Raw genomic sequence first — 25,537 nt, forward strand, 5'->3', positions numbered from 1 at the left:
AGTTTGTAATTTAGCTGGATGAAACTAAAAATACTATCGTTAATTGCCGCACTATGTTGTTCATTTTCGCTAGTAAAGGCTCAGAAGAAGCCTTTACAAGAGCATAATAGATGGATCTGGGGCCCTTCTGTGGGGTATCAATATCAGAGCGGAAATTTCCTAAAAGTTTCAGGCTGGGGCCTATTTGCGCCAAACGACTTTCAGTATATGAAAATAGATGCTGGTGCCAATTTTAGCTGGATGGAAAACAAAACGACGGTAATTCCGGAAGTAGGGTTTACTTATTACCTGAATGACTTTGTCCTTTTCCCATTTGTCAAAGCTGAATTGACACCATATACCATTACTCCTAAAGTTGGAGCAAGTTTATTTTCAATTGTCGACTTGGGTATAGGCTATGGCTTTGATTACAACACAAAGAAAAATTTCAAGCCAATAGATGGTTTCACGGTATCTGTAGGTGTGAATATACCATTGAATTTTCATCTTTATTAAATGATGGGTTATGCAAAATAGAAATATACTTTGGGTAAGTTGTATGGTTATTTTGCTCGCTTTTGGAAAAAAGGCAGCAGCACAAGACCATTTGATCGGTCCGACCCTGAGCTATCAGTTCCAAAAAGGGAGTATTATCAAAACTGGAGCTTATTTTGCATTTCCATTTATAGGTGATAATATCTTGCGGGCAGATGCCACGGCCAACTTCACCTGGACACAAAAGAAATTTGCGGTTGTTCCAGAAGCGGCGTTCACATATTATCCGCAAAGTTATGTACTGACCCCATTTGTGCGCGCAGAAGTGACGCCTTATACTTTCACCCCTAAAGTCGGAGCTAGTCTGGCGACACTTTTGGATATTGATTTTGGATATGGTTTTTCCATCAAAGAAAAAAAAGATTATCGGCCAATGAAGGGATTTACCGTGTCCCTGAGATTCAGTATTCCACTGAACTATAGGCTCAATATGTAACCTCCTCCACTGTATCCTTCTTTCCTAGCCGCCGGGTGCTTGCTTGATAACTTCAGTCCGGATCCTTGTATGTGATTTAATAGCTTCACAAATAGTAATTCGTGCGCTCAATCCTAGGTTATTTATCTAGCCAATTTTTGAAAGCAGAGACTTTCTCCCTCGAAACGATCAGTTCGTCAGATTCGTAATGCTTGAGGTATATTTTTAATCTCGCATTGGAGTGTACAGCGATGCTTTTGATGGCATCAAATTGCACAATAGCACTTCGGTTGATCCGAAAGAAATCTTTGGGCGATAATTGTGGGGTTAAGGCATCCAGTGTTTGGTCTAACAGGTAATTTCCATTTTCATTAGTATGTAAATAGGTGCCTTTGTTCTCGCTGTAAATGCACTCGATCTGTTGGGTGGTCACAACCTTGAGGCTCTGGCCAATCCTGATGGTAAAACGCTCCTTAAATGTTTGGGTGGTGTTTTTAAATAATGCCTCAAAAGTTGCTAGATCAAATGGAGAGATTGGGCGCCTAAACTGCAGAAACTTTTCAATTGCAGTTTCCAGTTCTTCATCTTCAATCGGCTTTAACAGGTAATCAACACTATTTTGTTTAAATGCCCGTAACATATATTCATCATACGCTGTAGTGAAAATGATGGCCGAACTAGGTTTTATCTGTTCGAGGATCTCAAACGATATGCCATCAGCAAGTTGAATGTCCATAAAAAGTAGATCGGGTTCGTCATTTGACCTAAACCATTCAATCGATTCTTCTACGGTTTGCAGTGTCGCTGATACCGTGTAACCGAGCCGTTCCAATTTTCTTCGGAGCAATCTCGCGGAGGGAAGTTCGTCTTCTATGATTAATATCTTCATTGTATATCTTCGTTCTCATTGATCATCTGATCCCTGAGTGGTTTATTTATTTAGCTTTGCGGTCATACCTGCCCGCTTATTACATTTAATTGCTACTGGTATTTGGTTCATTATATTTAATGGCCTCCTAGACCAGACTGATCTTGATCGTCAAATGCTATTAGCATTGACTTATGTTTGAATTAGCTGATTTTCATGCTACTATTTCGGCAATAATTGGCAGCCCCACAGAAAACAGATCAGCGCTCCCCTGAATGTAAACTGGTCGATCGGATAGTAGTGCATAACGCTCCTGGATATTTTTCAAACCAATTCCAGCGTTGCTGTTGAGCCCTTTCTTTTTCTGTAGATTGTTCTCAACATATAAATAATCGTTTTTACGATAAATCTTCAAGATCAGTGGGCTCTTTAACGAAATAACATTGTGCTTGACTACATTTTCAATGAGCAATTGAAGAGAAAGCGGTAAAATAAAACCACTGATCTCGTCTTCATGAATATGTAGATCAATCTGGATACCTGCTTCAAACCGTAGGCTCAGAAGATTCAAATAGGCTTTTGAAAATGTGAGCTCTTCCTGTAAGGAAACAAGACTCTTGTTTTTGTGTTCAAGCACATAGCGGTATATCCTTGACAGGTCTGTTGTAAATAGGCTAGCCTTTTTGGGATCCTCTTCAATCAACCCGTTCAGCACATTTAAGCTGTTGAATAGAAAGTGTGGATCCAATTGGTTTTTTAAAGATTCGAATTGGGCAGTTATCTGTTGTTTTTCCTGCTCAGACTCTTTAATCTGATAGTCCTTGAATCTTTTGTAGAAATAAAATCCAAAGAAAATCATTGAAATACACCAGGAGATAATCGCAAGCTGAAAGTAGTAAGCAAGACGCTGTTGATTAATGAAATGATTGAAGCGCTGGAGAAAACCTTTTGAACCGGTCGGGGTAAACAGGCCGGAAAAAAAGGCATTGACAATAAAAACAACTAGTATGGTCAAGATGAAACTGATACTATAAAAAGCAATCATTTTTTTTCCAAACTCTTTACTGCTTGGGTATTTGTCCGAGACCCATTTTGATAAATAGCCATGCCCTAGGAAAAGAAAAAATCCATACAATAAACCTCTAACCATATTAGGGTGCAGGATAATGGATAACAAAGGGATATCTTTATGATCGAGCTTGGCTACAACTAAAAAGTAGATGGAGACAACCACACTTGCTAATATGGCCTGAATAATGGCTTTAAATGGAAATCTCTTCACAGCAATATTATTTGCATTCCTTCAGTATTTGCTCTGCCCGATCTTTGCCCCAAGAAGGTGTAAAGGGAGCGGTCGGCTTTTCTTCATTGAATAAAGATAGTGCTTTCCTGACATCCTCACACTCTTTACTGGTCTCCTGATTGAAATATTTTTTGGCGTTTATCTGGAATTCAGCTAGCCCCAACGCCGCTCGTGGATTACTAGGCGTTATTGCCAATGCTTTTTTATACAAACCAATAATGATCGGTGATAGCTCCTTGGCTTTTGTCATGGGATCGGTGACCATGAATGCGGTTTTATTCATTGCCCGCAAAACAAGCCATTCTGAGTTATTGTCCTGCGTACTGTTATTCAGGATGTCTTCGGCAGATTGTATATATTTTGTCTGGGCTTCCTTATCCTTCTCCCTAAAGGAAGCTGTCGTCAGGATCATTGCTTGATAATAGGCCGGAATCCAATTGCCCTTTTCGGCTTGGCTGATTCGTTCCAGTAGTGCAGATGCTTTCTGTATCTCTCCAGACTGCCACAAACTCATGGCTTGCCCCATACTTTTTTCATAATTGCTTTGTGCAAATGTGCTGCTGCTTATGAAGCAGATAATGGCGATAATAATTGATTTCATGATCTTTCGTTTTGTAGTTAACATTTTTGATTCTTCGATAGTTGGTTCATGTCTTTTTGAACTCCCGTGAAATTGCCAATAGTTGCTTGCAAAGGGGAATAATTTTGGATGAACCGACATATTTTGATGATGAATTGTTATAGATTGTCTAGTTGATTGTCTTTCTCATTTTTACTTATTGTCCAGAAATAACCTAAAAAAACAAAGCGTTTAGCTGTTGGTACAATTGCTCTACGCTCATAAGTGCCCTGTGTATTAGACTGGTCTGCATATTGATAACCATAGATCGGTGAAGCTCCAAGCACATTACTGACAGAGAAATGGATAATTTTTTGCTGACTGTGGAGGAATGACCAACTCATGGATAGATTATTATATCCTTTGGTGCGGCCATTCATAAAGGTGGTCTGGTTCGGGTCATTGTAATTTCTTCCTGAGACAATCGAATTTGTCAAACTGAGCTGTGATCGAAGGCCTGCAAGCCAGTATTTTCCAACTATAAAAAGGCTATGCTTATAGACATAAGAGGGAGTAACTGTATGGGGATAGTTCGCTTCATTTCTTTTGCTGTCCGTGTATGCGTATGAAATCCAGTATTGTAGATTCTTTACGCTACTGGTATTTTTGTAAAATACATCAAAACCTTTGACCTTGCCGTTGCCATTGTTGTCATATTGACTGTCGTACCTTGCTGTTTGGCTGTTGTATTTTATCAGGTTATCGTATGTTTTGTGGTAGGCTTCCAGACGCAAGAGGTGTCCACCCTTCTCGTAAAAGTAATTCGCGATATAATGTCTGGCGGCTAGCCAATCCAGATGAGGATCATATTTTAATAGTGTACTTGGGGCTTGTTGATGAAACGTTCCATAGGCCAGCGAGAGCTGAGTATACTTGTTCAAAGCGTAGCCCAAGGAAGCTCTTGGTTCTATTGTTTTTTTGCTTTGTAAATTGGATGTAGTGCCCCGTAGGCCGATCTTTCCAATAAGGTTAGGTAATAGGCCAAAAATGGTTTCGGTAAACAATGAAGTCATTTTGCTATGATATCCATAGCTGTAGGCGAGTTCTTGACGATGGTATTCTTCCTTGTAATTGTTGTCAAAATATTCTATTCCCCAAATGCTTTTTATACTGTTTTTCCAGGTTTTTCTTAGTGTCCCTTTTACATGGAGGCTCTTTTCGTCGTTGGGCAGGTAAATATCACTGTAATGGAGCTTGTCTGTCAGATAGCCTATTCCAACACCTGAATGGAATGCCCAGCGATTTCCTAGGTCTTGACTATAGGTGATGTTGGCGTAGCTATTGTTGGACTTCTTTTTCAATGGGATAGGCTCTTCGTAATTGATGTCGGATTGGTAAAGCCCCATATTCTCAAAATTGTACGCCCCATAAATATTTAGAAAACCTTTTTTAAACTGGTGGCGATAGATCAGTTCCCCGGAAGCGTTTTCATAGGGCTTGGTCCATCTGATATCGGGGGTAATGATTTTTGAATAGGGCTTTAAGTTTGTATAGCTGCTGTTGAATGTCAGTGAGTTTTTACCCCATTGCAATGTATGTCCTAGACCTAATCCTACCGAGGATAAAGAAATTTCTGTTTTGGGCTGTTCAATAGTGTTTTCTGTACTAAGTGCCAAAATGCTGGATAAGGCATTACCAAATTCCGCAGAATAACCTCCGGTAGAAAAATTGACGCCTTTAAAGAGCATTGGTGAGAACCGACCCCTGACAGGAACTTCATTTGGGCTTGCGGTATAGGGCTGTGCTACTCGTATCCCATTGATGTAAGTCTGTGTTTCGGAGGCATCTCCGCCGTGAACCATGAGACGGCCGTTTTCTCCCGCAACTTGTGCTCCCGGTAATGTTGCCAAAGCGCTAATGATGTTGCCCATGCTTCCTGCTGTCGTGACGATGTCCAAGGGGCTCATCACCGTGTTTTTGCCTGAGCTGTTGGCTTGAAGGACCCCTGCCTGAATACTGACCTCTTGCAATCGATTCTCACTACCCTGCAATTGAATGATCAAAAGCTCCTTATATGGTAATTCAATAGTTTTGCTATACAGTGGACGACCTACAACGGACGCTTTGACTGTCTTGACACCCCGCTCATTGGTTTCAAAAGTAAAATTTCCGAGCGAGTCTGTTGTGCTCCCATCGTAGGTACCTTCTATATAAACATTGGCTAAATAGATAGGTTTACCATTTTTCTCTACTACCCTGCCTTTGAGAATAGATTGAGCGAAAATGGTAGTGGTACTTAAAAATAGTATGGTTAATAGCAGCTTCATTTTATTGACTTTTATCCAAAAATGGAATGGAGCAGCTGCTTCCACGAAAAAGAGTGGATGAAATGTCAAAATATGATGATGAAATGTCGTATTCCGATTTTATGCTGTAAATTAATGCTTTGAATGAGAACCGATCGTGATAACGAGCGGTGTAAATTAAGTCACAGAAAGATGCGAATTACCATTTTAGATGACTATCAAGATGCTGTCCGACAGTTGGATTGTTTCAAAATACTTGATGGTCACGATGTTCAGATATTGAAACAATCCTATATAGATCCGGCTCTTCTGGCCGAAAAGCTTGAAAATACAGAGGCGTTGGTGTTGATTAGAGAACGAACGAAAATCTCTGCTGATCTGCTCAATAGGCTTCCAACTCTCCAGCTTATCAGTCAAACCGGTAAAATTTCCAACCACCTTGATCTGGAGAGCTGTACTGCTTATCAGGTTGCTGTCGCAGAAAGTATGGGATCGCCGATTGCACCTGCCGAGCTTACCTGGTTATTAATTATGAGTGGTTTACGGAAGCTGCCGCAAGCGATTACAGCGATGAAAGCGGGGCAATGGCAGACGAATATTGGCCAAGCTGTGGCCGGGAAGACGATAGGTATATGGAGCTACGGAAAGATCGGGCGCCGGGTTGCGCAGTATGCCAAGGCCTTTGGTGCGGAGGTGATTGTGTGGGGTAGCGAAAGTTCCCGGGAAGAGGCAGTGAAAGACGGATTCTTAGCCGCGTCTAGTAAGTCGGATTTCTTTCATTTTGCTGATGTCGTATCATTACATCTAAGATTGGTTCCGGAAACCCGGGGTATAGTAAAGTTGGAAGATCTACGTTCCATGAAACCATCCGCGCTATTCGTAAATACTTCGCGTGCGGAATTGGTTGAACAAAATGCACTTCTGGATGCTTTGAAAAGCGGAACTCCTGGCGCTGCAGCAGTGGACGTTTACGAGACAGAGCCTATTACAGACTCCAATTATCCATTGTTGCAGATGCCGAATGTGATTTGCACACCCCATTTGGGCTACGTTGAAGAAAATGGCTACGAGCAGCTATTTAAGTTGGCTTTTGAGAATATTGTTGCTTTCGCACAAGGAGCCCCACAGCATATTGCCAATCCGGAGGTGTTGGAGGACTAAGTATATCACCCCTAAATATTTAAATGAAGAATTTTACAAAACTTGATCAGCCTACTGCACGATGCATCTATTTGGATGGAAAGGAATACCTTTTTTTTGGAGGAACTTCCTATTTAGGGTTGGCGACCGATAATGAATATATCGAACTTTTCATCGAAGGGTTAAGGCGTTATGGTGTTAATAATGGCACTTCTCGAAATAACAATGTTCAGCAGGCTATATTTGACCAAGCTGAGGAATATGCGGCCCAGCGATTTGGATTTGAGTCTGGATTATTGCTGTCAAGCGGTTACTTGGCGACTCAATTTGTTGTCAAAACGTTATCACAAGAGGGAGAATTGCTTTATGCGCCTGCTAGCCATCCTTCCTTGTGGCTTGACGCAAACCCTGGCATAATAGGGGCTTTTAGGGATTGGTGCTTGCGTACTGTCGATTATATCAATCAATCCAAAGAAACATCTTTTGTTATTGTTAGCAATAGCCTGGATAACATGACTCCTGAAAGATATGATTTCTCTGTCTTTGATGGAATTTCGGCAACTAAAAGGGTCACCCTTTTGTTGGATGATTCTCACGGGATCGGTGTGCTGCATGAAAATAGCAGCTCACTGGTGGAGCGTGATTTTGCAAGGGGAAATATGGAGTTGATTGTTGTTGCTTCTTTGGCAAAGGGCTTAGCGACAGACGCGGGCCTAATTTTGGCCCGCCAGAAACGGATAGCACAGCTGAAAAAATCAAACTTTTATACTGGAGCCTCCCCTAGTTCCCCCGCGAGTCTTTATGCTTTTGTAAATGGGGAGCAGATCTATCGTAAGCAATTTGAAAAATTGCAGGCAAATATTCTTTATTTCGCATCCCTTTCACAAGGGGATTTAAATAGCATTGCTAATTTCCCCGTATTTTCTTCCAGTGATATTAGTCTCTATGAAAGGCTGATGGAAGCAAGTATATTGGTCTCTAGTTTTACTTATCCCCTTCCGACAGATCCATTATTGAATAGAATTGTTGTCAATGCACACCATACTCGGGAAGATTTGGAACGTATTGGTCAAGCAATTGGCATATCTTGATTTTTTTATGACATCCAATGAATCAACTTGTTGTAAATTAGGAAATTGTTGTTAATTTTGGAATTTATTTAGCGGTTTGTTCGATGTGAAATCTCGTTAATTGATTGTAAATGTTTGGCTTTTGGAAGCTTATTTATCAAAAAAGTGTTTAAATAATTTCCATTCCTCATTTTAAAACAATACTTTTGCATCCCCAAACATTAGTTGGCTTAAGGGTTGAAAAATAAATAATTACAGTAAAATAGATATGACTAAAGCAGAAATTATTGCAGAAATCTCTAACAAAACTGGCTTAGAGAAGGTAGATGTTCAAGAGACCGTAGAGGCGTTCTTCAAAGTTGTCAAAAACGCAATGATCGGAGGAGAAAATGTATATGTAAGAGGTTTTGGTAGCTTCGTAGTCAAAAAAAGAGCTGAGAAGACTGCAAGAAACATTTCAAAAAATACAGCAATCATTATTCCAGAGCACTTTGTTCCTAGCTTCAAGCCAGCTAAAATTTTCGTTGAGAAAGTAAAAAACGGCAATAAATAATCTTAAAATAGATTAAAATGGCAAAAACCAAACAAATAATAGTCATAGGAGCAGTAGTAGCCTTGGTTGCTGTGCTATTTGCGCAGCCTATTAAAGGTTTGGTGGACAAAGAAAAACAAACTGCTGCAGCATCTGAATCGAAACCTTCCAATGAAGTAAACTTGGAAAATATCTCTTCGATGACAAAACAAGGTTTAGATGCTAGTTTAGTCAAAGAAATTTCCGATATTGAGGCCCAGGTTGCAAAAGCTTCCGGTGAAGATAAGATAAAGCTGTTGCAACAGTTGGCAAATAAGTGGGACGATGTCGCAAAACCAGCCCCTCAGGCATTTGTGTATGAGGAAATGGCAAAGGTTTCTCCTCAATTTGAATATTGGTTGAAAGCGGGTAATGCTTATCGTGCTGCTTATACTAATTTGCAAGATTCTACTTTGGCTCAAGCTCTTAATCAGAATGCAATTCATGCGTATGAGGCGGCGCTAAAAGCTAATTCAAGTAGTCTTGATGCAAAAACAGGATTAGGTGCCGCAATGGTATCAGGAACAAACAATCCAATGGCAGGTATTGCTTTATTGCGTGAAGTTGTTGCTGCTGATCCGAAAAACTTAGAAGCGAATAAAACTTTGGGATTGTTTTCATTACAGTCCCGTCAGTTTGACAAAGCCATCGAGCGTTTTAAGACCGTTATCGATCAAAAACCCGATGCAGAGTCATACTTTTACTTAGCCACAGGCTATGAAAATATTGGGATGAAAAAAGAGGCCGTAACTGCTTTTCAAAAAAGTAAAGAGTTGGCAGCTGATCCGTCCCTATCACAATTCATCGACCGTAAGATCGGGGAATTGAGCAAGTAATTAATTTATTATTTTATAATCATTAAAAAATTTAGCTATGCCAAGCGGAAAAAAAAGAAAAAGACACAAGATGGCTACTCACAAACGTAAAAAACGTTTAAGAAAAAATAGACACAAGAAAAAATAGTCTTGTGTTAAGCTTTTAAACATCTTGGCCCATCTTGCTGAGATAGCTTTACGAAACGATCTACATGTCTTTAATGGGTGTGTAGATTGTTTTTTTCGTAACAACGTTCTTTAAATGTTTAATCGGATACCAAAAATTGCGATAGGATATTGCATAGGTATCAAAAATGAGTAGCTTTTGGTAAAGGAATTAATTATCGATTCAACTCCTGATAAAGGGGTAACTATTGCTTTACTACAAGACAAGCAGCTTGTTGAACTTAACCGTGAACCCGCAAATAACAATTTCGCTGTCGGAGATATTTATCTTGGACGTATCAAGCGGATTATGCCAGGGCTGAATGCGGCTTTCGTAGATGTAGGCTACGAAAAGGATGCTTTTCTACATTATCTAGATTTGGGTCCACAAGTTCAATCTTTGCTAAAGCTTACGCGTATAGTAAAGAATGGCAGTTATCAAGAGAAACTGCTCAATAGTTTAAAACTTGAAAAGGATATCGATAAAGCTGGTAAGATCTCTGATGTCTTGAGCAAAAATATGCTCGTGCCAGTACAAATCGCCAAAGAACCCATTTCAACAAAAGGACCTCGTCTGAGTTCAGACCTTTCAATTGCAGGTCGTTTTGTCGTTTTGGTACCTTTCTCAAGTACTGTTTCCATTTCCAAGCGTATCAAAGGTAGTAATGAGCGCAACCGCCTCAAAAAGATTGTCGAAGGAATTAAACCAGCTAATTTTGGTGTAATTATCCGTACGGTCTCTGAAGGAAAGGGTGTTGAAGAACTACAACGAGACTTACTGGACCTGATCTCAAAATGGGAGCTATTTACCAAACGTCTTCGTAATGCTGAACCACCACAAAAGGTTCTCGGCGAAATGGATCGTGCATCCACGATTCTCCGGGATATCCTAACGGATGAGTTTTCGCATATTTATGTTAATGATCCTTCGATCTTCGAAGAAACAAAATCATATATACACGATATATCTCCAGATTTGGAGAAAATTGTAAAACTTTACAAACATAAAGAACCAATTTTCGACCATTTTGGTGTTGAAAAGCAAATCAAGGCAGCTTTTGGCAAAACTGTTACATTGCCCGGTGGTGCGTATCTCGTTATCGAGCATACCGAAGCCCTACATGTAATTGATGTCAATAGCGGTAACCGTTCTGCCAATAAGGAGAATCAGGAAGATAATGCATTGCTGGTCAATATGGAAGCAGCAAAAGAAATCGCGCGGCAACTGCGTTTGCGTGATATGGGGGGAATTGTAGTCATCGATTTTATCGATATGCACAAGCCTAATCATCGAAAAGAGTTGTATACGTTCTTAAAAGAATGTATGGTGTCGGACAGAGCGAGACATACGATTTTGCCACCAAGTAAATTTGGGCTAGTGCAGATCACCCGTCAACGTGTAAGACCTGAAATGAATATTGTCACAAACGAGAAATGTCCGGCTTGTGATGGTACAGGTGAAATCCGATCAAGTATTGTCCTGATGGATGATATTGAAAATAATTTGAGTTTTATTCTTCAAGAACAGAATGAGAAAAAGGTGACCTTATGTGTTCACCCATACATAGACGCTTACATTAAGTCTGGCTTGATTTCTAAAAGAATGAAATGGTTTATGAAGTACGGTAAATGGATTAAAGTAAATCCAATGACGTCATATTACCTAACTGAATTCCACTTCTTCAATGCGAAAGATGAGGAAATCAAGTTATAATAGAAAGAGATTAACGAAAAGGGTTAGTAGCAATACTAGCCCTTTTTTGTTTATATCCAATGAATCTTGATCCCATCTTTTTCCATTTTCCGGAAGTACGTCATTTGACGTTTGGCATAACGATGTATTTCTGTTTCTAACTTTGTGAAGAAGGAAGCGTAGTTCAACTGTCCAAGGAGATAAAAAGAAGCATATTTATATTCTAGTCCATAATATTGTAATTGCTCATGGGAAATCCCCTCGGCTAATAATTGTTCGACTTCTTGCAGAAAGCCGTTTTCTATTCGCCCATTTAGTCTCTTACTGATGCTTGATCTTCTTTTTTCAAGAGGCGGATTTAGTCCAATAACAAGAGTCTCAGGAGCTTGCTGCTCGGGTTTGAAGCCTGGATTTTGTCTGAGAAACTCTAGTATCTCGATGGCGCGGATGATGCGTTTATTGGTAGAATGATCTATCTGGAAGTCCAAGGGACATGTGTAAGCATTTACCCGTTCCACTAATTCTGATTTAGTCTGGTCCGAGAGCGCTTCTTTGAATCCTTCGATGCTCGGAATCAGTGCATAGGGAGCTCGTTGGATAACGCTTTGCAAGTATAAACCCGTCCCGCCGCATAAGATTGTATGTTTGCCTTTTTTTAAAATGGATTGATAGGCCTGATTGAAATCAGTGATAAAATTTCCAAGATTGTATTTTGCGCCGGGTTCTTGTATATCGATAAGATGATATAGAATGTCTTGATATTCAGTAAGGTCTTTTCCGGTGCCGATATCCATACGTCTGTAAATTTGCCGGGAATCCGCACTTATAATTTCGGCATCAATTTGTTGGGCAAGTTGTACTGCCAGTTTGGTTTTTCCTGAGGCTGTTGGTCCCAAAATAACGATTACTTTCTCTTTTGGAACAGTTGCCCGCTCCAAAAGAGAAAGTATATGTTCTAATCTGTCTATCACACGACAAATTTAGTCCATTTTTCTGTTCCTTCGTTATTTTTTACAACAGTATCAATAAAAGTCATACCTCTTACACCATCGTAGACAGTTGGAAAATCTTGTTCTTCAGCTGTTGGGGTTCTACCTTCTCGTTTTGCGCTGACAGTTAACGTAAAGTTGCGATAAATGTTTGCAAAGGACTCCAATAAACCCTCTGGGTGACCTGCAGGGATACGTGTATTATGTGTAGCAAAAGAACTCAATGTATATGGAGCTGCATAAGCATTTCCTGTACGGTACAATTGGCGAGGCTGATCCAGCATTTTGATGATCAGGTTGTTGGGGTCTTCGTTGGCCCACTCTAGCCCTCCTTTTTCACCATAAATACGGATACGGACTGCGTTCTCCTCTCCTGCTGAGATCTGTGATGCCATTAATACACCTTTTGCGCCATTTTCAAAACGTAACAATACCGAACCATCATCATCCAATAAACGGCCTTCAACAAATGTTGTCAAATCAGCACATAATTCTTCGATTTTTAATCCTGAAACATATTCCGCAAGATGAGCCGCATGGGTACCGATATCCCCCATTACCAAAGATTTGCCTGAGCGTTTTGGGTCTGCGCGCCAGGCAGCACCTGCATTGCCCTCACGTTCGGTTAAACGGCTTAACCATCCCTGTGGATATTCAACAACAATTTTTCTTATTTTACCAAAGTGGCCTTCTTTCACCATTGCTTTGGCCTGTTTTACCATTGGATACCCCGAATAGGTATGTGTCAAACATAGGGTACGACCTGTGCGCTCTACAGTCTCCTGTAACTCTTTTGCTTCTTCAACGGATACAGTCATAGGTTTTTCAACGACAACATCGAAACCTTTTTCCAAGGCTAATTTAGCTGGGGCAAAATGTAGAAAGTTAGGAGTAACAATAGTTACAAAATCCATGCGTTCTCCATCAGGAAGCAAAGATTCTTTCTCGATCATCTCTTCGTAGGTTAAATAGACACGCTCGGGAGCTACAAATAAGTCTTCTCCAGATTGTTTTGAAATCTGTGGATCGATGCTAAATGCACCACAAACCAACTCAATCTTGCCATCCATAAAAGCGGCGATGCGGTGTACAGCTCCAATAAAGGCGTCATTTCCGCCTCCGACCATACCCATGCGAAGTTTTCTCTTCATAACGTTATTATTTTTGATTATTTATTTTTTTTCAAACTATTACAGTGTACAATATACACAATTTAGCTTATTTTATATATAAAATCATCTTGATGCTTCCCATGTTTTCTTTTGGAAAGCCAATTGGGATTCGCTCCATTAATGCTTGTAGTTCTTCGTCGGAGCGATAGGTATATCGATGTATTCCCGCTACCCAAAAGTTAATAGGTGTCGTAATTTCTTTTGTTGTAAAACCGATCTTTTCCAACGAGGAATGTTGACTCCAATCCCGGTCGGTATATGTCATGATATCCCCCGGCTGGAAATCTTTAGCGAATGCGGTGATTAATTTGCTTAGCCCGCCGATCACGTTATAACCAGATTTATTGCAAAAGCGCAATAATTCAAAGGAGCGATATTCTTCTCTTTTATCATTCATACGGCGCCCACCAGAAAATACAGCAACGGAAACGAGTTCACCTTGATCATATAGTCCATACCGATATTTTCCGGGGAGAGCTGTCTGCAGATGATGTTCCACGAGGAACTGTTGAGTTACTTTTTTATCAATGCGGGCAACGACAGTTTTCCGGGCATAGATACGTCTATTATTCTTTGATTTAGCAACGATGCGCTGGACGATGAGATCGAATTTTAGCGCTAGTTGGTCTTCATCTATATGAATGCCATGTTCAGGGGTATGATAGCGTAAAAATCGCTCATTAGGGTAAATAAATATATTTTTTGTTATTTCAGTAGCGGTAATTTGTATAAATCCATCAAGTTCGATTAACGTTAGCTGTATTTCGAGATATCGTTCGAGGTCAATTTTGAGCCGAATAGCCAAGTCTTTAAAGGATGGAGTCATAAGACAAAAGTAACTTTTATGGAAGTTTTGACGAAATATTTGCTTTTAATAATTATCCGTACCTTTGTGCAAAATATAATAGTACTATGAAACTTCCGATAGTGGCGTATGGCGACCCTGTATTGAGAAAGGTCGCTGAAGAAATAGATGAAGACTATCCCGATTTAAAAAAATTGATTGATGATATGTATGATACCATGTATGCCGCGCATGGTGTTGGGATTGCTGCACCACAAGTGGGTCTGCCAATACGTATGTTTGTTATTGATGCGACACCGTTTGCGGAGGATGACGAAGAGAATAAAGAAATGCTTAAGTCTTTCAAAAGAGTTTTCATCAACCCGATTATGGTCGAAGAATCCGGTGAAAAATGGGCCTTTGGTGAAGGCTGCCTAAGTATACCAGATATTAACGAAGACGTGCTTCGTCACAAAAATATTCGCATTAATTATTTGGATGAGAATTTTGAAGAACATGAAGTGGATCTAACTGGACTGGCTGCACGTGTCGTTCAACACGAATACGATCATCTTGAAGGTAAATTGTTTACGGACAAACTAAGTACACTTAAGAAAACAATGTTGAAGAGCAAATTGGATGCGATTGCCAAAGGCAATATCCGAGTGAGTTATAAAATGAAATTCCCACAACAAAAGAAAAAGCGTTAGTCCATACTAACGCTTTTTCTTTTGTTGTTAACAGCAATAATTTCCAAATCTCACCTATCAATCCAATCGGGGAAGATATAATCTGTATTTGACCGCAGTCATCCGAACAAGGAAAACAACGCCAGCGGCAATAAAAGCGGCCCAGGATAAATCAAAGTTGAGGTGAACGAGTAGAATGTAAATTAATCCACCTGCCAAGCAGGCTGTTGCATAGACTTCCTTTTTAAAGATCAATGGTGTCTCATTGAGCAAAATATCTCGTGTCATGCCTCCACAAACAGCAGTAAACATTCCAAAAATGATGGCAGCATAGACGTTACTTTCGTAGTTCAATGACTTTTGTACACCTAAGATAGTAAAGAAGCTGATTCCTATGGCATCAAAAAGTGTTAGGGTGCGATAGTAACCATAGAGCTGCCTATTGAATACGATAGCAATCAAGATGCCCAAGAATATGGCTATTAGATAATTGCTATCGTTGACCCAAACGGGACGTAGGTTTAAAAATACATCTCGCATGGAGCCTCCGCCAATAGCTGTCACAAAGCCCAGAAAAGCAGCTCCAAAGATGTCGATATCCTTACGTTTTGCGGATAAAGTCCCCGATATTGCAAAAAATAAGGTGCCAAGCAAATCGCTTAAATAAAAATAGTTGGCATCAGTTATCATCGTAATACTGTTTTTAAAATATTTTCCTATTTATTCACTCTACTGCAGAGAGAGATTTCGACAAATTTAGGAGAAATCTCTGTAGTTTAGGTTTACTGTAAGACGAATAGCCTTCAAACCTACAATTCCCTGCACATCTTCCAATTTGAGATGTTCTACGGTGCTTTCAATTATTCCCATATCATAGATAGCTTGTATGCTTAAGTTCAGGTCTTCTAAAATCTCATCCGATAAATAGACAATTGCAATTTTGTTTGTCTGAGTAAGCCTTTCCTTTGTACGTTTTATCCTTATCTTATCTATTCTTTTTTTGATGATTTCGTAACGGATATTTAATGATCCTTCTACATCGAATCGACGTTCGTCTTCCCGAAAACTGATATCAATACTGTGCGGGTTGATGAAGATAAGTTGTGTGGTCTCTAGAGCAAGCGGTAGATCACGCTTCGCATGATGTGCTTTTAAGGCGATTCGGGCCATGGATATAATTTGTTGCCGCCTAAAAACATTGATAAACTCGTAACTAAAAGGTTGCTGTGGCGTAATGGATTCCCCAACATAAATATCATACTCAATACCATCCGTCCTGAATTTTTGGAAGTAAGATGGATAATTGCCCTGAATGAAGCTGTTGAAATGATTGAGTTCTTTACTGATAATATGGTTTACTTGACGTAAAGAGGTTTCAAATTCATTCCTATAAAACTCACCTGTATCACGATTGGTAAAAAAGTGTCTCGCATAATGCTCGATAATGCCATGCTTTGTTGGGAATTGTCTTCTCGCCTCATCGAGAAATGGTTGAACATCCTTTCTGAAAAACTCAATAATCTTTACCATAGACTCATCAAAGGAAATATGGTCGAGCGATTCGGTAATCTGATCTACGCGTTTAGAAAAAGCGACAATTAATTGATGTGTACCATCCGAAGACAATTCGTCAATGAGGAGAGCTAGTTGTTTTACTTTGAAACTAAAGTCTTTTAAGATGGATGCATTACGGATGACTGTAGAATCTTTTACATCAATGGCACCATAGAGAGGATATACCTCTTCAAAAATAACCGGTTTAATATGCGCATTTTGTTCGTCATTTTCGAATTCTTGAATATACTGAGCGGCAATATGGTTAAACTTCCACTGTACGGCTGGCTGTATTGTTGTAAACCGGTTAATGATAATCTCGTCAATACGTTTTTTGAATTCTGTCGTGATATCATGTGATAACTGGGATAGTAGCGGTACAAGCTCACGAAGAGAGTGTATTGTTTCATTATCCAATTGATCCAGTTGATGACTGTAAATTTCCAGAATGCCAGACAAATCATGATTATGTATCAACGGAATGCATAGATAGGTCCTGACTCCGGATGTCTTAATGCGTTCTTCAAAAATGGAAGTGGTATTTTTAATAGCATCCATTGTATTGTAGAAGATGAGATGCGGATGTTTTAGATAATTGGCGACTTCTGGATTGATGTTGGTATAGCTGTTGTTTGCGTAGGTTTCCGAAATTAAAATACTTTTGTTGGTAATAGAATAATCAAAAAATGGTAGCCCATTTAGCTGAAACAATGGAAACAGGCTGAAAACCGTATCTGAACCCTTCAAGATCGGAGCAATAATTTTTTCGAGATCTGATAGGAAGAGATGGTAATTATATGTTGCGAGATCCAATAAAATAGATTGTATCCTCTTGATAGTATGCTCTAAACTGCTTTTCCTGACAGTGAGGATGGTAAAGCCCGATAGCTCAAAATCTTCGATCTTAATTGTATTGACAACAATATTCCAATCGAATAAAGAGGTATCATTGGCATTTTTGGTCAGAAGCCCTACATCAAATTGTGGAAGTTCCTTTTTTGGTTTAATATCAACAAATTTGAAATCTATATTTAAATCGTAATAATCAATGATTTCGCCCTGCTCATTTAAATGATAGTAGACGATTGTATTATTTTCTTTGGCAGGAAGTCCATATAACCGTTCGAAAATAAGGGCATACATCAGTTTTTCCTGATTGTTCAGGATGCCTCCATCTTGCATTTGATCTCGAAGATCTTGTTCCTCCAGCTCATTTTTCCAGAGTCCGAAAAAAGCTTCTGTACCATAAAATGTTTCTTCCGCAAGTGGTGTTGCAAGTGCCCAATATCTTTTGGGGTCAGTATCAATTAGCGATACTGAAAGGCTGTAAATGAGCTGTAAAATATCTTTATAAGCGCTTAAGTTTTGCTTACATAGCCTACCGCTGACCTGTTCAATCTCTCTGATGCGTTCTAGGGCAAATAATGGAATCATGTCATCTGTAGATACATCGCCTTCGGTAAATGACTCTAGATAACGAAAAAAAGGTTCGAAATGGAGCTTCTTCTCGATATTATATAGCCTGCTTTCGCTTTTGGCTAGTCGTATATTCTTTATTTCCATTTATTGAACACTTTTAGAAACGGAAGCCGGTACTAAAATAGGGGTACCAACCTTCATTAGATTTGGCCATCACAAAGTGAAGAGGTAATGCATTGGCGATGATATAATAAAGTCCTCCACCGAATCCTTGATGGACTGTCTTACTGTTATGATCTTTTGCCCATACTTTCCCGATATCATACATCCCCATGATCCCTAGTTCTCCGGGTAGAACGTAGCTTTTTACCTCATGAATCTTGACGCGGGCTTCTAGGTTGTTGTATATCATTTGCTCGCCAGCAAATCTATATTGACGAAAACCACGAAGATTCTCATGACCTCCTAGAAATAGATATTGATAGAATGTAGGATTGCCCACCACCGTTCCCCCGCCTACTCTATTTGCGAATACGATGCCTTCATTCAGGGCACTAAAATAGCCTGTCATTTCTGCGCTTAGTTGGCCTGAATTTCTCGAATATTTATTTAAGCCCAAAAAAGAATGTAGTGCTGCCTTGATAAATAATCCTTTACTTGGATTGATCTTGCGGTTACGTGTATCTTGCGTCAGAAAAGCATTTAGTCCAACGAAAGCTTTGTCATTGGTAATGGAAACACTATCGTAAGAATGGAGCGCTTGCGGATTTAAGATAAAACGGTCCTGATTTTCAATTGGATCCAGGTGATAGAACTGGATATGGGGACCAATAGCATAATTCAGCGTAGACGAAGGGTGCCACCTCAGTAGTGGATTGACATTGAAAATATTGAATCTGCTACGGTAGTATTTAGCGCCATACTGATCTTTTAGAAATAGGGAATTGTTGCCAACACCAAAAAAGTTTTGCGTATTGTCGGGCGCTTTTGCTAATGCATCAATGACGAAGTCTGCATTACCTATTACATCTTCCCATTCGCCACGATAATGAATTTTATAGGCCCCTGTTCGGAATGCCGCAGCCACAGTAATCTGCTGTTTATAGGTAAAAGGAGCTTTTCTAAAACCCCGCTGATGCGTATATGCTGCGCCAAGTCCGAGAGAAAAGCCATCATCAGCGTTATAACCCGCTGTTAACAAGGGTAGCCAAGAGTTGTATAGATTGACGGGAACGAACTGTGTATTCGAGCTGTCCTTACCTTGATGTAGCCTGATTCGACCTTTTTCTCCTAAAAAAGTGGAGTTGCCCGTATTCTCATAGAGCTTTATTTTTGAGTGGCTGTTATTGATTACATAGGTCTTTGGCAGACTATCGCCAATAATGCGCAGTTTTATGGGCGAATTTACATTATTTATGGATACCGAGTCCTGACCTTCAGAAAGGTATAATCGGATTTCTTTTGTTAAGTTCTTTTCATAAGTCTTGTCCATTAGGGTTTTAGTCACCTTTCCATCTTTGTTGATTTTGGACACAATGATTTTTAAGCCCTCATCTTGAGTACTTGCAATCTCCACCTTTTCGTTCTTATCACTGAAATGGATATCGACAATATTATTGATAAAACGATAATACTCTTCCATTGCCGCCGGCAAAGCATCGCGTCTGCTTTGAAGGATGCGGAAAATCTGTTCTCCCCGAATAGCGATGGATGATTGTGGTAAGCTTTTGACAGATTGCCAGAGTACCGAATCTGTCAAATTGGAGGTAAACTGATTTACTTCTTTTGTCCATTCCTTGTGGGAGAGCTGATTGCTTGGATGTGCATTTAAAAATCTAGATTTGAAAAGGGAGTATCTGATATTTGGAATGCCTGTTGTAAACCCCTGCATAACGGGGTTGACAAACTGTTGATAAATATCTTTCATCAAAAATCCCTGTGTAACACGCAAGGCCTGATCTCGATCCCGAGGGATCGGAATATAATCCTTGTCTTTATCATCAGTATCCTGATTTTCATTATACCAACGCCACTGATCTTCATGACGATCCCAGTCACTTACAATTACATCCAGCATACGTGCCCTCAGGTATGCCTTGGGTTTAAAATCATCATCGTTGTCTTCCTGAAGCTTGCGCACGGCCTTTGAACTATTATCGGAGTCGCCCATAGGCTCTCGTTCTTCCAATAGGGCAATAGTGTGTTCGAATAAAGGAGCATACTCGCCAAGGATTGTATCTGGTGCAACGACTCCTATAACGGGATGTGCATGTGGAACATTCACCGCATTAGCCAGCGCTGGAATCATCAATGCTGAATAAGGATGTTGTGCGCTCGTCGCATCATCCAGAACATCCTGTACAAAGGTGCCATGCAATTCTACTGGGATCAAAGACTCTGTTCGCTTATTTACTGATCGAAGCGCCCATTCTCTACCTGTTGGGTCTGTCAACCTGAGCGAAATGGATTGCATCCCTCCGCCCTGTTTAACAGGGGTCAGACCGCCGTATAATCGAGAGAGCTGTAACACAGGTAAGGTGGTCTCGGCAGCCCATTCTCTACGATAATTTTCTCCAAGAAATGACTTCTTAAATCCACCCGCCTTTCCATACTTTGCATTTGCTACAACAATAGTGCTGTCTTTAATCACGGCTTGTATCGGAGATTTTTCTTTGTGTGTGTCGATTGTCGAATTCAACTTATTCTTCTGCTGAGAATAAGCTTGTGTAGCGAGAAAAAGTAAAAAGAATGGTAAGGCCCGTTGCATGCTTATTATTTTTCAAATTTATAAATGATTCCTTTGTCTTGATCGCCAGCTTCGCTACTGATGTAAAGATTGGATTTTGAATCAAAGTTGATACCTTCTGGTTGCGGAAATAGCTTTGGATCCAGCGTTGTTATAGATTTGACATGGAAATTTTCATCTGTTACAACAAGGGCCTTGTCAATGGAAGATAAAATGTACCATTCATTGCTATCGGTTTTCTTTGCAAGGGCTGAAGGTTTGAATGTCTTTTTGATTTTGGGATTAAATTTTTTCAGTTCATCAATCTGAATTGCAAATTCACCTTGTGGATTGAACTTGCCATCGGCGCCAATGGAGAAAATATATCCCGTAGTTTGTGACTGTTTTTTGTCTGTACGACATTCTTTACAGAGTACATAGGCAAGGTTACTTGTTTTGTCTACAAAAAGCCCTTCATATTCACCTTTGGGTAAAATATCTTTTTGTTCGGCGACCGTCTGTATGTTATCTTTCTCCGTGATGGGAAAGGAATAGACAGCCCCATTGCTCTTTAAAATAAAGAAATGTGTTTTACTAATACCGATATCTTCGTAATCACCATCCTTTCCAAATGGATTGAATATAAGCTTTTGAGTGGACAAATTGTATTTGAAAAGTAACCCCTGTTCGTCCTGAATGGCATAGATATCTTGGTCTTGTCCCTCAAGAAATGCGATACCTGATATTTCGAGCAGTTCATCGGGCAAATTTATCTTTTCGCCGGATGATAATCTATAGGGAATTGCCTGTTGCTGTTGTTTATCTGTTGTAACGTCGGTTACATTAGCCGTACGTTCTTTATTCGCATTACTGGGGTTACAAGCCAGCAATACCGTGGAAATCATTCCTAAAGCAAGAGCAGTTAATCGTGTAGCGTCTTTCATGAATTCAGTTGTTTAAGTAGTCAACAATTTGTTGCTGTGATTTATTGCCAATCGGATGTTCTACAGGTATATTTTGCCCCGTCTCATCAAGGAAAGTTGCTTCAATGTCGTCAGCAAATTGAATTTCAAATAGCTGCTGAATCTTGCTGGCTAAGACTGGTTCCGTCATCGGGAAACAGGTTTCTATCCGATGGTAGATATTGCGATTCATCCAGTCTGAGGAACCTAAATACACCTTTGTATACTCTCCATATTGGAATATAAAGATTCTCCCATGCTCTAGATATCGCCCTACGATCCGTTTTACTTCAATGTTTTCACTTAATCCCTTTACCTGGGGTTTAAGTCTGCAAATTCCTCTGACCAATAATTGTACCTGCACACCAGCCTGACTGGCTTCGTATAATTTATTGATTAACGATTCTTCTTCTAAATTGTTTAGCTTAATTTTTATCGAAGCAACGATGCCCATCTTTACCTGAGCAATGGTTTCATCAATCAAAGTGACAAAAGTCTGCCTTAAATTGAATTGAGCAATTAAAAGCTCTTGAAATGGAATATCCGTTGGGCTGTTCGGTTTCTTTCTGTTGGGTAAAAATTCAAATAGCAGGCTTAGCTCTTCTGTTAACAGGCGATTGGATGTCATTAAGAAGTAATCGGTATATACCTTGGCGGTTTTCTCATTTAAGTTGCCTGTTCCGAATAATGCACTCTCTTTTCCATCTTTTCGTTTGACAAGGGCAATTTTAGCATGCACTTTAAGGTTTGGGATACTATAGCTGATCGTTACCCCCTGCTCTTTCATAATTCTTGACCAATGTATATTATTGGCTTCATCAAAGCGTGCTTTTAACTCAACAAATACATTCACTTTTTTGCCATTCTTTGCTGCGGTAGCCAAGGCTTGAGCAATATGCGAATCGCTGGCAATTCGATAGAGCGTGGTATGGATCTCCTCAACATCAGGGTTTATTGCTGCCTCATTAAAAAACCGAAGAATAGGATCAAATGATTCATAAGGAGTACAGATTAAAATATCATGCTGATCGAGCTGGTCAAAAATGGAATGTTCAAAGTCCTGATGTGCGACTATCTGCTGCTGTTTTGGAAAAGACAATTCTCCCTTTTTTATTGGGAAAGAGAAAAAATCCTTCAAATTATGATAATATCCACCAGCGACAATGCTACTTTTTCTTAAGTCAAAAAGAACGGCGAGCCTTTCGGTAATTTGGTTTGGAAAACCCGGTTGATGTAAGAATCGAGTTGCATAGCCAAGATCCCTCTTCTTGACCTCTGCCTCTATTTTCTGCGCTATATCACCATCAAATTCGTCTTGTAAATTGAGTTCAGCATCCCGAGTGATTTTGAAGGAATAGAAATTTAAATTTTCTTTCTTTAGTAAGTTTGGAAGAAATAGTTTGATAATATCATCGATGAAGACTACATATGTTTTACTATTGGCTTGACAGGTAAAAAAACGATTAATGCGATCCGAGGGTATGTTGACAATGAACAGCTCTGTCGTAATCCTATCTGTTAACGCAAAATATAGCTGGTTGTTGATCGGGAAAAAGGAAAACTCTTCGTTTACAGGAATTATTTGCAGATAAGAAGCTATTGTATTAAAAAAATAGTTAGCTACAAGAGGTTTTATCGCTAATGGAATCTCCTGATTATAGATTAGTGTAATATTTTCGTCCGCTAACTGATGAATGATATCAGTTAAAAGGAAACCGAATTTTTCCTGTTGCTTATCGATTATTTTAGATGCCTTTTTGTAAGTCCCAATATCAAGATTTGGGACGATCTGGTCATTAGTCTTCTTTTTAATTTTCTTCCAGGCCATCAATACAGGCATCCGTACACGGTAGAACTCATCTAAGTTTGAGGAAAAAATGGCGAGGAACTGTAGTTTTTCCAATAGCGGGACTTCCGTGCGTTCAGCCTCAGTAAGTACTCTGTCATTGAAGGAAAGCCAACTGATATCTCGGTTGATATATAGGTCTTTTTTTTGCATCTGAAAAATAATCTAAGCAGCAATGAAGTTAAAGGAGCTTTATCTATATTTATAATAGTGTTGCAACAACAAAGGTAATAACAGAGATAACCAGGCCAAACATAAAAATGCCATAGGCATAACGTAATAACTTATATTTTCTGCCTAGCACGACTCCTTGGGAATAGACATCTTTTGTAAGCATGCCGTATAAAAATTCGGAATCGATCATTACTTTTTGCATGCCTTCATTATAGTCGTCGAGTTTCATTTTGTAAAAGTTCCCGAAGAATAATAGATTGACGGTTTTATTCTCAATCTCCTGTTTTGTGAATTTTCCAGAGGATATTTTCGGAATTGTCGATAGGATGGCCATAACCATTGTTGCCACAACACTGACGGTGAGAATTATCGTTGGGAAGATGAGATGTTCGTTACTATCCAATTTCCTAAATAATACCGCAATAACGACAGATAGAATAATGGAGTTAACAGTCAATAAAATATTAGCTTTATTATCAGCCATATCACTCAAACGTTGGTTGTTGGACGATGTTATCCGGAACATTGTTTCTATACCACGTTCAGGTTTGACACTTTTATCTTTCTCTTTTTTTGTTTCTTTCTTGTCGTCTTTTTTCTTGTCCTTGGATTTTTCCTGTTTTCGCTCCAGTTCTTTTAAGTTCTCTTCTTTCTTTGCGTTGAGCTTTTGTTGGGCATAATCTGTATGGTAATGATGACTTGACAAAAGTTTTATAGTGCCAGCACGCCAAACATCCTTATCGATTTCTTTACCTAATACAGCCTCTGCTTCAGTCTTCATCAGTTTATTCCTGTTTTCAAAGTCCTCTCCTCCAAAATGGAACAAGTCAGCGTCACAAAGAATTTGCTCCAATAGATTGTTTGGGTCCTGGGGCATTCTGGTGGCGAGGATACAACCTTTGATTTTTTCTTTTACCTCTTCTGGTACGCCTTTATCCTTTAGGAAGTCTAAAGCGATCTCTACACTTCTTTTTTCATGGCCAATCGCATTGTCAGATTTTACATAACCTAAATCATGAAAGTAGGCTGCACTGATCACTATAAAATGATCTTCGTCATTTAACTTATAAAACGAGGAAATCTCATCTGCAGCTTGTACTACTGAATGTGTATGTAGGCTGTTGTGAAAACAATGACAAGAGGAGATATTCTGTATAATATAAGCGTTAGAAAATTCTTCTACCTGTTTTAAAAGTTCGTTATAATCTATCATGACTAATATGATGTTTATTTACAATAAAAGTATTCAATATCTTTAACATCTTATATACAAGTGATCCCTTTTCGTAATTTTTTAATCTAGATCAAACTGATATTCCTAATTAGAACCTGAAATCATTTTTTTGTGATGATTAAAATCTTTGTCAAGACCCCCATCAGGGATATCTCTGGATCTGGTGGATCTCATGTTTTCCGGAGTAAAACGACTAGGTTGGCTATAGCAGTAATATGATGCTGAATTATTCTTCAAACCTGCGATTCCAGCCAATGAGGTCGAGTATTTGGTCTATTTTTCTGTTTTTTAGGCTGCGGTTGGAGAGCTGTTCGGCCCCGAATCGGGCTTTGAACGTACCTCAGTGCAGATTCTAGCATAGCTAGATCGTACTGCGAGTGCGGTTTTAGCGTGCTGGACTCGGACTCACCATGGACTCACTACGGAAACAGCATGGATTTATACCAAGGCTGTCCCGACTGTGGTATGGCTTAGGCCTGCCCAAGAGGTTGATCGGAACTGGAGCATATATGTAAACCCAATCGTTCTATAGCTCGAAAATTAAAGAACT

Annotated in this window: 22 protein-coding genes; 9 read left to right on the forward strand and 13 right to left on the reverse strand. The window is 39.5% G+C overall.

The window, feature by feature from the left end; translation table 11 throughout:
• The first annotated feature begins 18 nt into the window (after nucleotides 1–18).
• Together OGI71_RS20325 and OGI71_RS20330 are read left to right on the forward strand one after the other, a co-directional pair.
• Entirely contained in the window at nucleotides 19–495 is a 477-nt protein-coding gene (locus tag OGI71_RS20325) for a hypothetical protein (protein WP_282251509.1), read from the forward strand.
• 10 nt (nucleotides 496–505) lie between these two features.
• On the forward strand, nucleotides 506–970 hold the full coding sequence (locus tag OGI71_RS20330; protein WP_282251510.1) for a hypothetical protein: 465 nt from the start codon (nucleotides 506–508) through the stop codon (nucleotides 968–970).
• Between the two features lie 118 nt (nucleotides 971–1,088).
• Here OGI71_RS20330 and OGI71_RS20335 read toward each other — a convergent pair whose 3' ends face one another.
• From OGI71_RS20335 to OGI71_RS20350, 4 genes are all read right to left on the reverse strand, one after another.
• Entirely contained in the window at nucleotides 1,089–1,838 is a 750-nt protein-coding gene (locus OGI71_RS20335; protein WP_282251512.1) for a LytTR family DNA-binding domain-containing protein, read from the reverse strand.
• A gap of 193 nt (nucleotides 1,839–2,031) precedes the next feature.
• The gene (locus OGI71_RS20340; RefSeq protein ID WP_282251514.1) at nucleotides 2,032–3,099 is read right to left on the reverse strand and encodes a sensor histidine kinase; all 1,068 of its coding nucleotides are present in this window, start codon (nucleotides 3,097–3,099) and stop codon (nucleotides 2,032–2,034) included.
• Nucleotides 3,100–3,106: 7 nt separating this feature from the next.
• The gene (locus OGI71_RS20345) at nucleotides 3,107–3,721 is read right to left on the reverse strand and encodes a hypothetical protein (protein WP_282251516.1); all 615 of its coding nucleotides are present in this window, start codon (nucleotides 3,719–3,721) and stop codon (nucleotides 3,107–3,109) included.
• 137 nt (nucleotides 3,722–3,858) lie between these two features.
• Nucleotides 3,859–6,006, reverse strand: a complete 2,148-nt coding sequence (locus OGI71_RS20350) for a carboxypeptidase-like regulatory domain-containing protein (RefSeq protein WP_282251517.1) — start codon at nucleotides 6,004–6,006, stop codon at nucleotides 3,859–3,861.
• Nucleotides 6,007–6,177: 171 nt separating this feature from the next.
• On the opposite strand from OGI71_RS20350, the gene OGI71_RS20355 reads away from it, so the two are divergent.
• The 6 genes from OGI71_RS20355 to OGI71_RS20375 all read left to right on the forward strand — a co-directional run bounded on the left by OGI71_RS20355 (nucleotide 6,178) and on the right by OGI71_RS20375 (nucleotide 11,460).
• Nucleotides 6,178–7,146, forward strand: coding sequence for a D-2-hydroxyacid dehydrogenase family protein (locus OGI71_RS20355; protein WP_282251518.1), 969 nt, complete (start codon nucleotides 6,178–6,180; stop codon nucleotides 7,144–7,146).
• Nucleotides 7,147–7,169: 23 nt separating this feature from the next.
• Complete coding sequence (locus OGI71_RS20360) at nucleotides 7,170–8,216, forward strand: 8-amino-7-oxononanoate synthase (protein WP_282251519.1); 1,047 nt, start codon at nucleotides 7,170–7,172, stop codon at nucleotides 8,214–8,216.
• A 247-nt stretch (nucleotides 8,217–8,463) separates the two neighbouring features.
• Nucleotides 8,464–8,748, forward strand: coding sequence for an HU family DNA-binding protein (locus tag OGI71_RS20365; RefSeq protein WP_028071165.1), 285 nt, complete (start codon nucleotides 8,464–8,466; stop codon nucleotides 8,746–8,748).
• Nucleotides 8,749–8,765: 17 nt separating this feature from the next.
• Nucleotides 8,766–9,602 (forward strand): tetratricopeptide repeat protein, encoded by an 837-nt coding sequence (locus OGI71_RS20370; protein WP_104384819.1) that lies wholly within the window; start codon nucleotides 8,766–8,768, stop codon nucleotides 9,600–9,602.
• A 37-nt stretch (nucleotides 9,603–9,639) separates the two neighbouring features.
• Nucleotides 9,640–9,729 (forward strand): hypothetical protein, encoded by a 90-nt coding sequence (locus OGI71_RS27120; RefSeq protein ID WP_008506795.1) that lies wholly within the window; start codon nucleotides 9,640–9,642, stop codon nucleotides 9,727–9,729.
• Between the two features lie 177 nt (nucleotides 9,730–9,906).
• A complete protein-coding gene (locus OGI71_RS20375; protein ID WP_077436961.1) occupies nucleotides 9,907–11,460 on the forward strand; it encodes an Rne/Rng family ribonuclease in 1,554 nt (517 codons plus the stop codon).
• A 50-nt stretch (nucleotides 11,461–11,510) separates the two neighbouring features.
• Here OGI71_RS20375 and miaA read toward each other — a convergent pair whose 3' ends face one another.
• The 3 genes from miaA to OGI71_RS20390 form a co-directional block, all read right to left on the reverse strand.
• A complete protein-coding gene (gene miaA / locus OGI71_RS20380) occupies nucleotides 11,511–12,410 on the reverse strand; it encodes a tRNA (adenosine(37)-N6)-dimethylallyltransferase MiaA (protein WP_282251522.1) in 900 nt (299 codons plus the stop codon).
• The gene (locus OGI71_RS20385; RefSeq protein WP_282251523.1) at nucleotides 12,407–13,579 is read right to left on the reverse strand and encodes a Gfo/Idh/MocA family oxidoreductase; all 1,173 of its coding nucleotides are present in this window, start codon (nucleotides 13,577–13,579) and stop codon (nucleotides 12,407–12,409) included. The genes miaA and OGI71_RS20385 overlap by 4 nt, the downstream gene beginning before the upstream one ends.
• Nucleotides 13,580–13,646: 67 nt before the next feature.
• Nucleotides 13,647–14,426: a hypothetical protein gene (locus OGI71_RS20390; RefSeq protein WP_282251525.1), complete on the reverse strand. Its 780-nt coding sequence runs from the start codon at nucleotides 14,424–14,426 to the stop codon at nucleotides 13,647–13,649.
• An 86-nt stretch (nucleotides 14,427–14,512) separates the two neighbouring features.
• Between OGI71_RS20390 and def the strand changes: the two genes are divergently transcribed.
• Entirely contained in the window at nucleotides 14,513–15,094 is a 582-nt protein-coding gene (gene def / locus OGI71_RS20395) for a peptide deformylase (protein ID WP_259184803.1), read from the forward strand.
• 57 nt (nucleotides 15,095–15,151) lie between these two features.
• On the opposite strand, the gene OGI71_RS20400 is transcribed toward def, so the two are convergent.
• From OGI71_RS20400 to OGI71_RS20425, 6 genes are all read right to left on the reverse strand, one after another.
• Nucleotides 15,152–15,763, reverse strand: coding sequence for a trimeric intracellular cation channel family protein (locus OGI71_RS20400; protein WP_282251526.1), 612 nt, complete (start codon nucleotides 15,761–15,763; stop codon nucleotides 15,152–15,154).
• Between the two features lie 66 nt (nucleotides 15,764–15,829).
• A complete protein-coding gene (locus tag OGI71_RS20405; protein ID WP_282251527.1) occupies nucleotides 15,830–18,190 on the reverse strand; it encodes a GAF domain-containing protein in 2,361 nt (786 codons plus the stop codon).
• Nucleotides 18,191–18,203: 13 nt separating this feature from the next.
• Complete coding sequence (locus OGI71_RS20410) at nucleotides 18,204–20,813, reverse strand: BamA/TamA family outer membrane protein (protein WP_282251528.1); 2,610 nt, start codon at nucleotides 20,811–20,813, stop codon at nucleotides 18,204–18,206.
• Nucleotides 20,814–20,818: 5 nt separating this feature from the next.
• Nucleotides 20,819–21,715, reverse strand: a complete 897-nt coding sequence (locus OGI71_RS20415; RefSeq protein WP_282251529.1) for a hypothetical protein — start codon at nucleotides 21,713–21,715, stop codon at nucleotides 20,819–20,821.
• A 4-nt stretch (nucleotides 21,716–21,719) separates the two neighbouring features.
• A complete protein-coding gene (gene ppk1 / locus OGI71_RS20420) occupies nucleotides 21,720–23,732 on the reverse strand; it encodes a polyphosphate kinase 1 (RefSeq protein ID WP_282251530.1) in 2,013 nt (670 codons plus the stop codon).
• A gap of 49 nt (nucleotides 23,733–23,781) precedes the next feature.
• Nucleotides 23,782–24,966 carry a Pycsar system effector family protein gene (locus OGI71_RS20425; RefSeq protein ID WP_282251531.1) on the reverse strand — a complete coding sequence of 395 codons (1,185 nt, stop codon included), beginning with the start codon at nucleotides 24,964–24,966 and terminating at the stop codon, nucleotides 23,782–23,784.
• Between the last annotated feature and the right edge of the window lie 571 nt (nucleotides 24,967–25,537).

It is taken from the genome of Sphingobacterium sp. ML3W (assembly GCF_029542085.1).
In the GTDB taxonomy this organism is placed as follows: Bacteria; Bacteroidota; Bacteroidia; order Sphingobacteriales; family Sphingobacteriaceae; genus Sphingobacterium.

Excerpts from the sequence above, each read along its gene's own strand:
- OGI71_RS20325 (WP_282251509.1), top strand. The coding sequence starts at position 19 with ATGAAACTAAAAATACTATCGTTAATTGCCGCACTATGTTGTTCATTT.
- OGI71_RS20330 (WP_282251510.1), top strand. The coding sequence starts at position 506 with ATGCAAAATAGAAATATACTTTGGGTAAGTTGTATGGTTATTTTGCTC.
- OGI71_RS20335 (WP_282251512.1), bottom strand. The coding sequence starts at position 1,838 with ATGAAGATATTAATCATAGAAGACGAACTTCCCTCCGCGAGATTGCTC.
- OGI71_RS20345 (WP_282251516.1), bottom strand. The coding sequence starts at position 3,721 with ATGAAATCAATTATTATCGCCATTATCTGCTTCATAAGCAGCAGCACA.
- OGI71_RS20350 (WP_282251517.1), bottom strand. The coding sequence starts at position 6,006 with ATGAAGCTGCTATTAACCATACTATTTTTAAGTACCACTACCATTTTC.
- OGI71_RS20355 (WP_282251518.1), top strand. The coding sequence starts at position 6,178 with ATGCGAATTACCATTTTAGATGACTATCAAGATGCTGTCCGACAGTTG.
- OGI71_RS20360 (WP_282251519.1), top strand. The coding sequence starts at position 7,170 with ATGAAGAATTTTACAAAACTTGATCAGCCTACTGCACGATGCATCTAT.
- OGI71_RS20365 (WP_028071165.1), top strand. The coding sequence starts at position 8,464 with ATGACTAAAGCAGAAATTATTGCAGAAATCTCTAACAAAACTGGCTTA.
- OGI71_RS20370 (WP_104384819.1), top strand. The coding sequence starts at position 8,766 with ATGGCAAAAACCAAACAAATAATAGTCATAGGAGCAGTAGTAGCCTTG.
- OGI71_RS27120 (WP_008506795.1), top strand. The coding sequence starts at position 9,640 with ATGCCAAGCGGAAAAAAAAGAAAAAGACACAAGATGGCTACTCACAAA.
- OGI71_RS20385 (WP_282251523.1), bottom strand. The coding sequence starts at position 13,579 with ATGAAGAGAAAACTTCGCATGGGTATGGTCGGAGGCGGAAATGACGCC.
- OGI71_RS20390 (WP_282251525.1), bottom strand. The coding sequence starts at position 14,426 with ATGACTCCATCCTTTAAAGACTTGGCTATTCGGCTCAAAATTGACCTC.
- def (WP_259184803.1), top strand. The coding sequence starts at position 14,513 with ATGAAACTTCCGATAGTGGCGTATGGCGACCCTGTATTGAGAAAGGTC.
- OGI71_RS20400 (WP_282251526.1), bottom strand. The coding sequence starts at position 15,763 with ATGATAACTGATGCCAACTATTTTTATTTAAGCGATTTGCTTGGCACC.
- OGI71_RS20405 (WP_282251527.1), bottom strand. The coding sequence starts at position 18,190 with ATGGAAATAAAGAATATACGACTAGCCAAAAGCGAAAGCAGGCTATAT.
- OGI71_RS20410 (WP_282251528.1), bottom strand. The coding sequence starts at position 20,813 with ATGCAACGGGCCTTACCATTCTTTTTACTTTTTCTCGCTACACAAGCT.
- OGI71_RS20415 (WP_282251529.1), bottom strand. The coding sequence starts at position 21,715 with ATGAAAGACGCTACACGATTAACTGCTCTTGCTTTAGGAATGATTTCC.
- ppk1 (WP_282251530.1), bottom strand. The coding sequence starts at position 23,732 with ATGCAAAAAAAAGACCTATATATCAACCGAGATATCAGTTGGCTTTCC.
- OGI71_RS20425 (WP_282251531.1), bottom strand. The coding sequence starts at position 24,966 with ATGATAGATTATAACGAACTTTTAAAACAGGTAGAAGAATTTTCTAAC.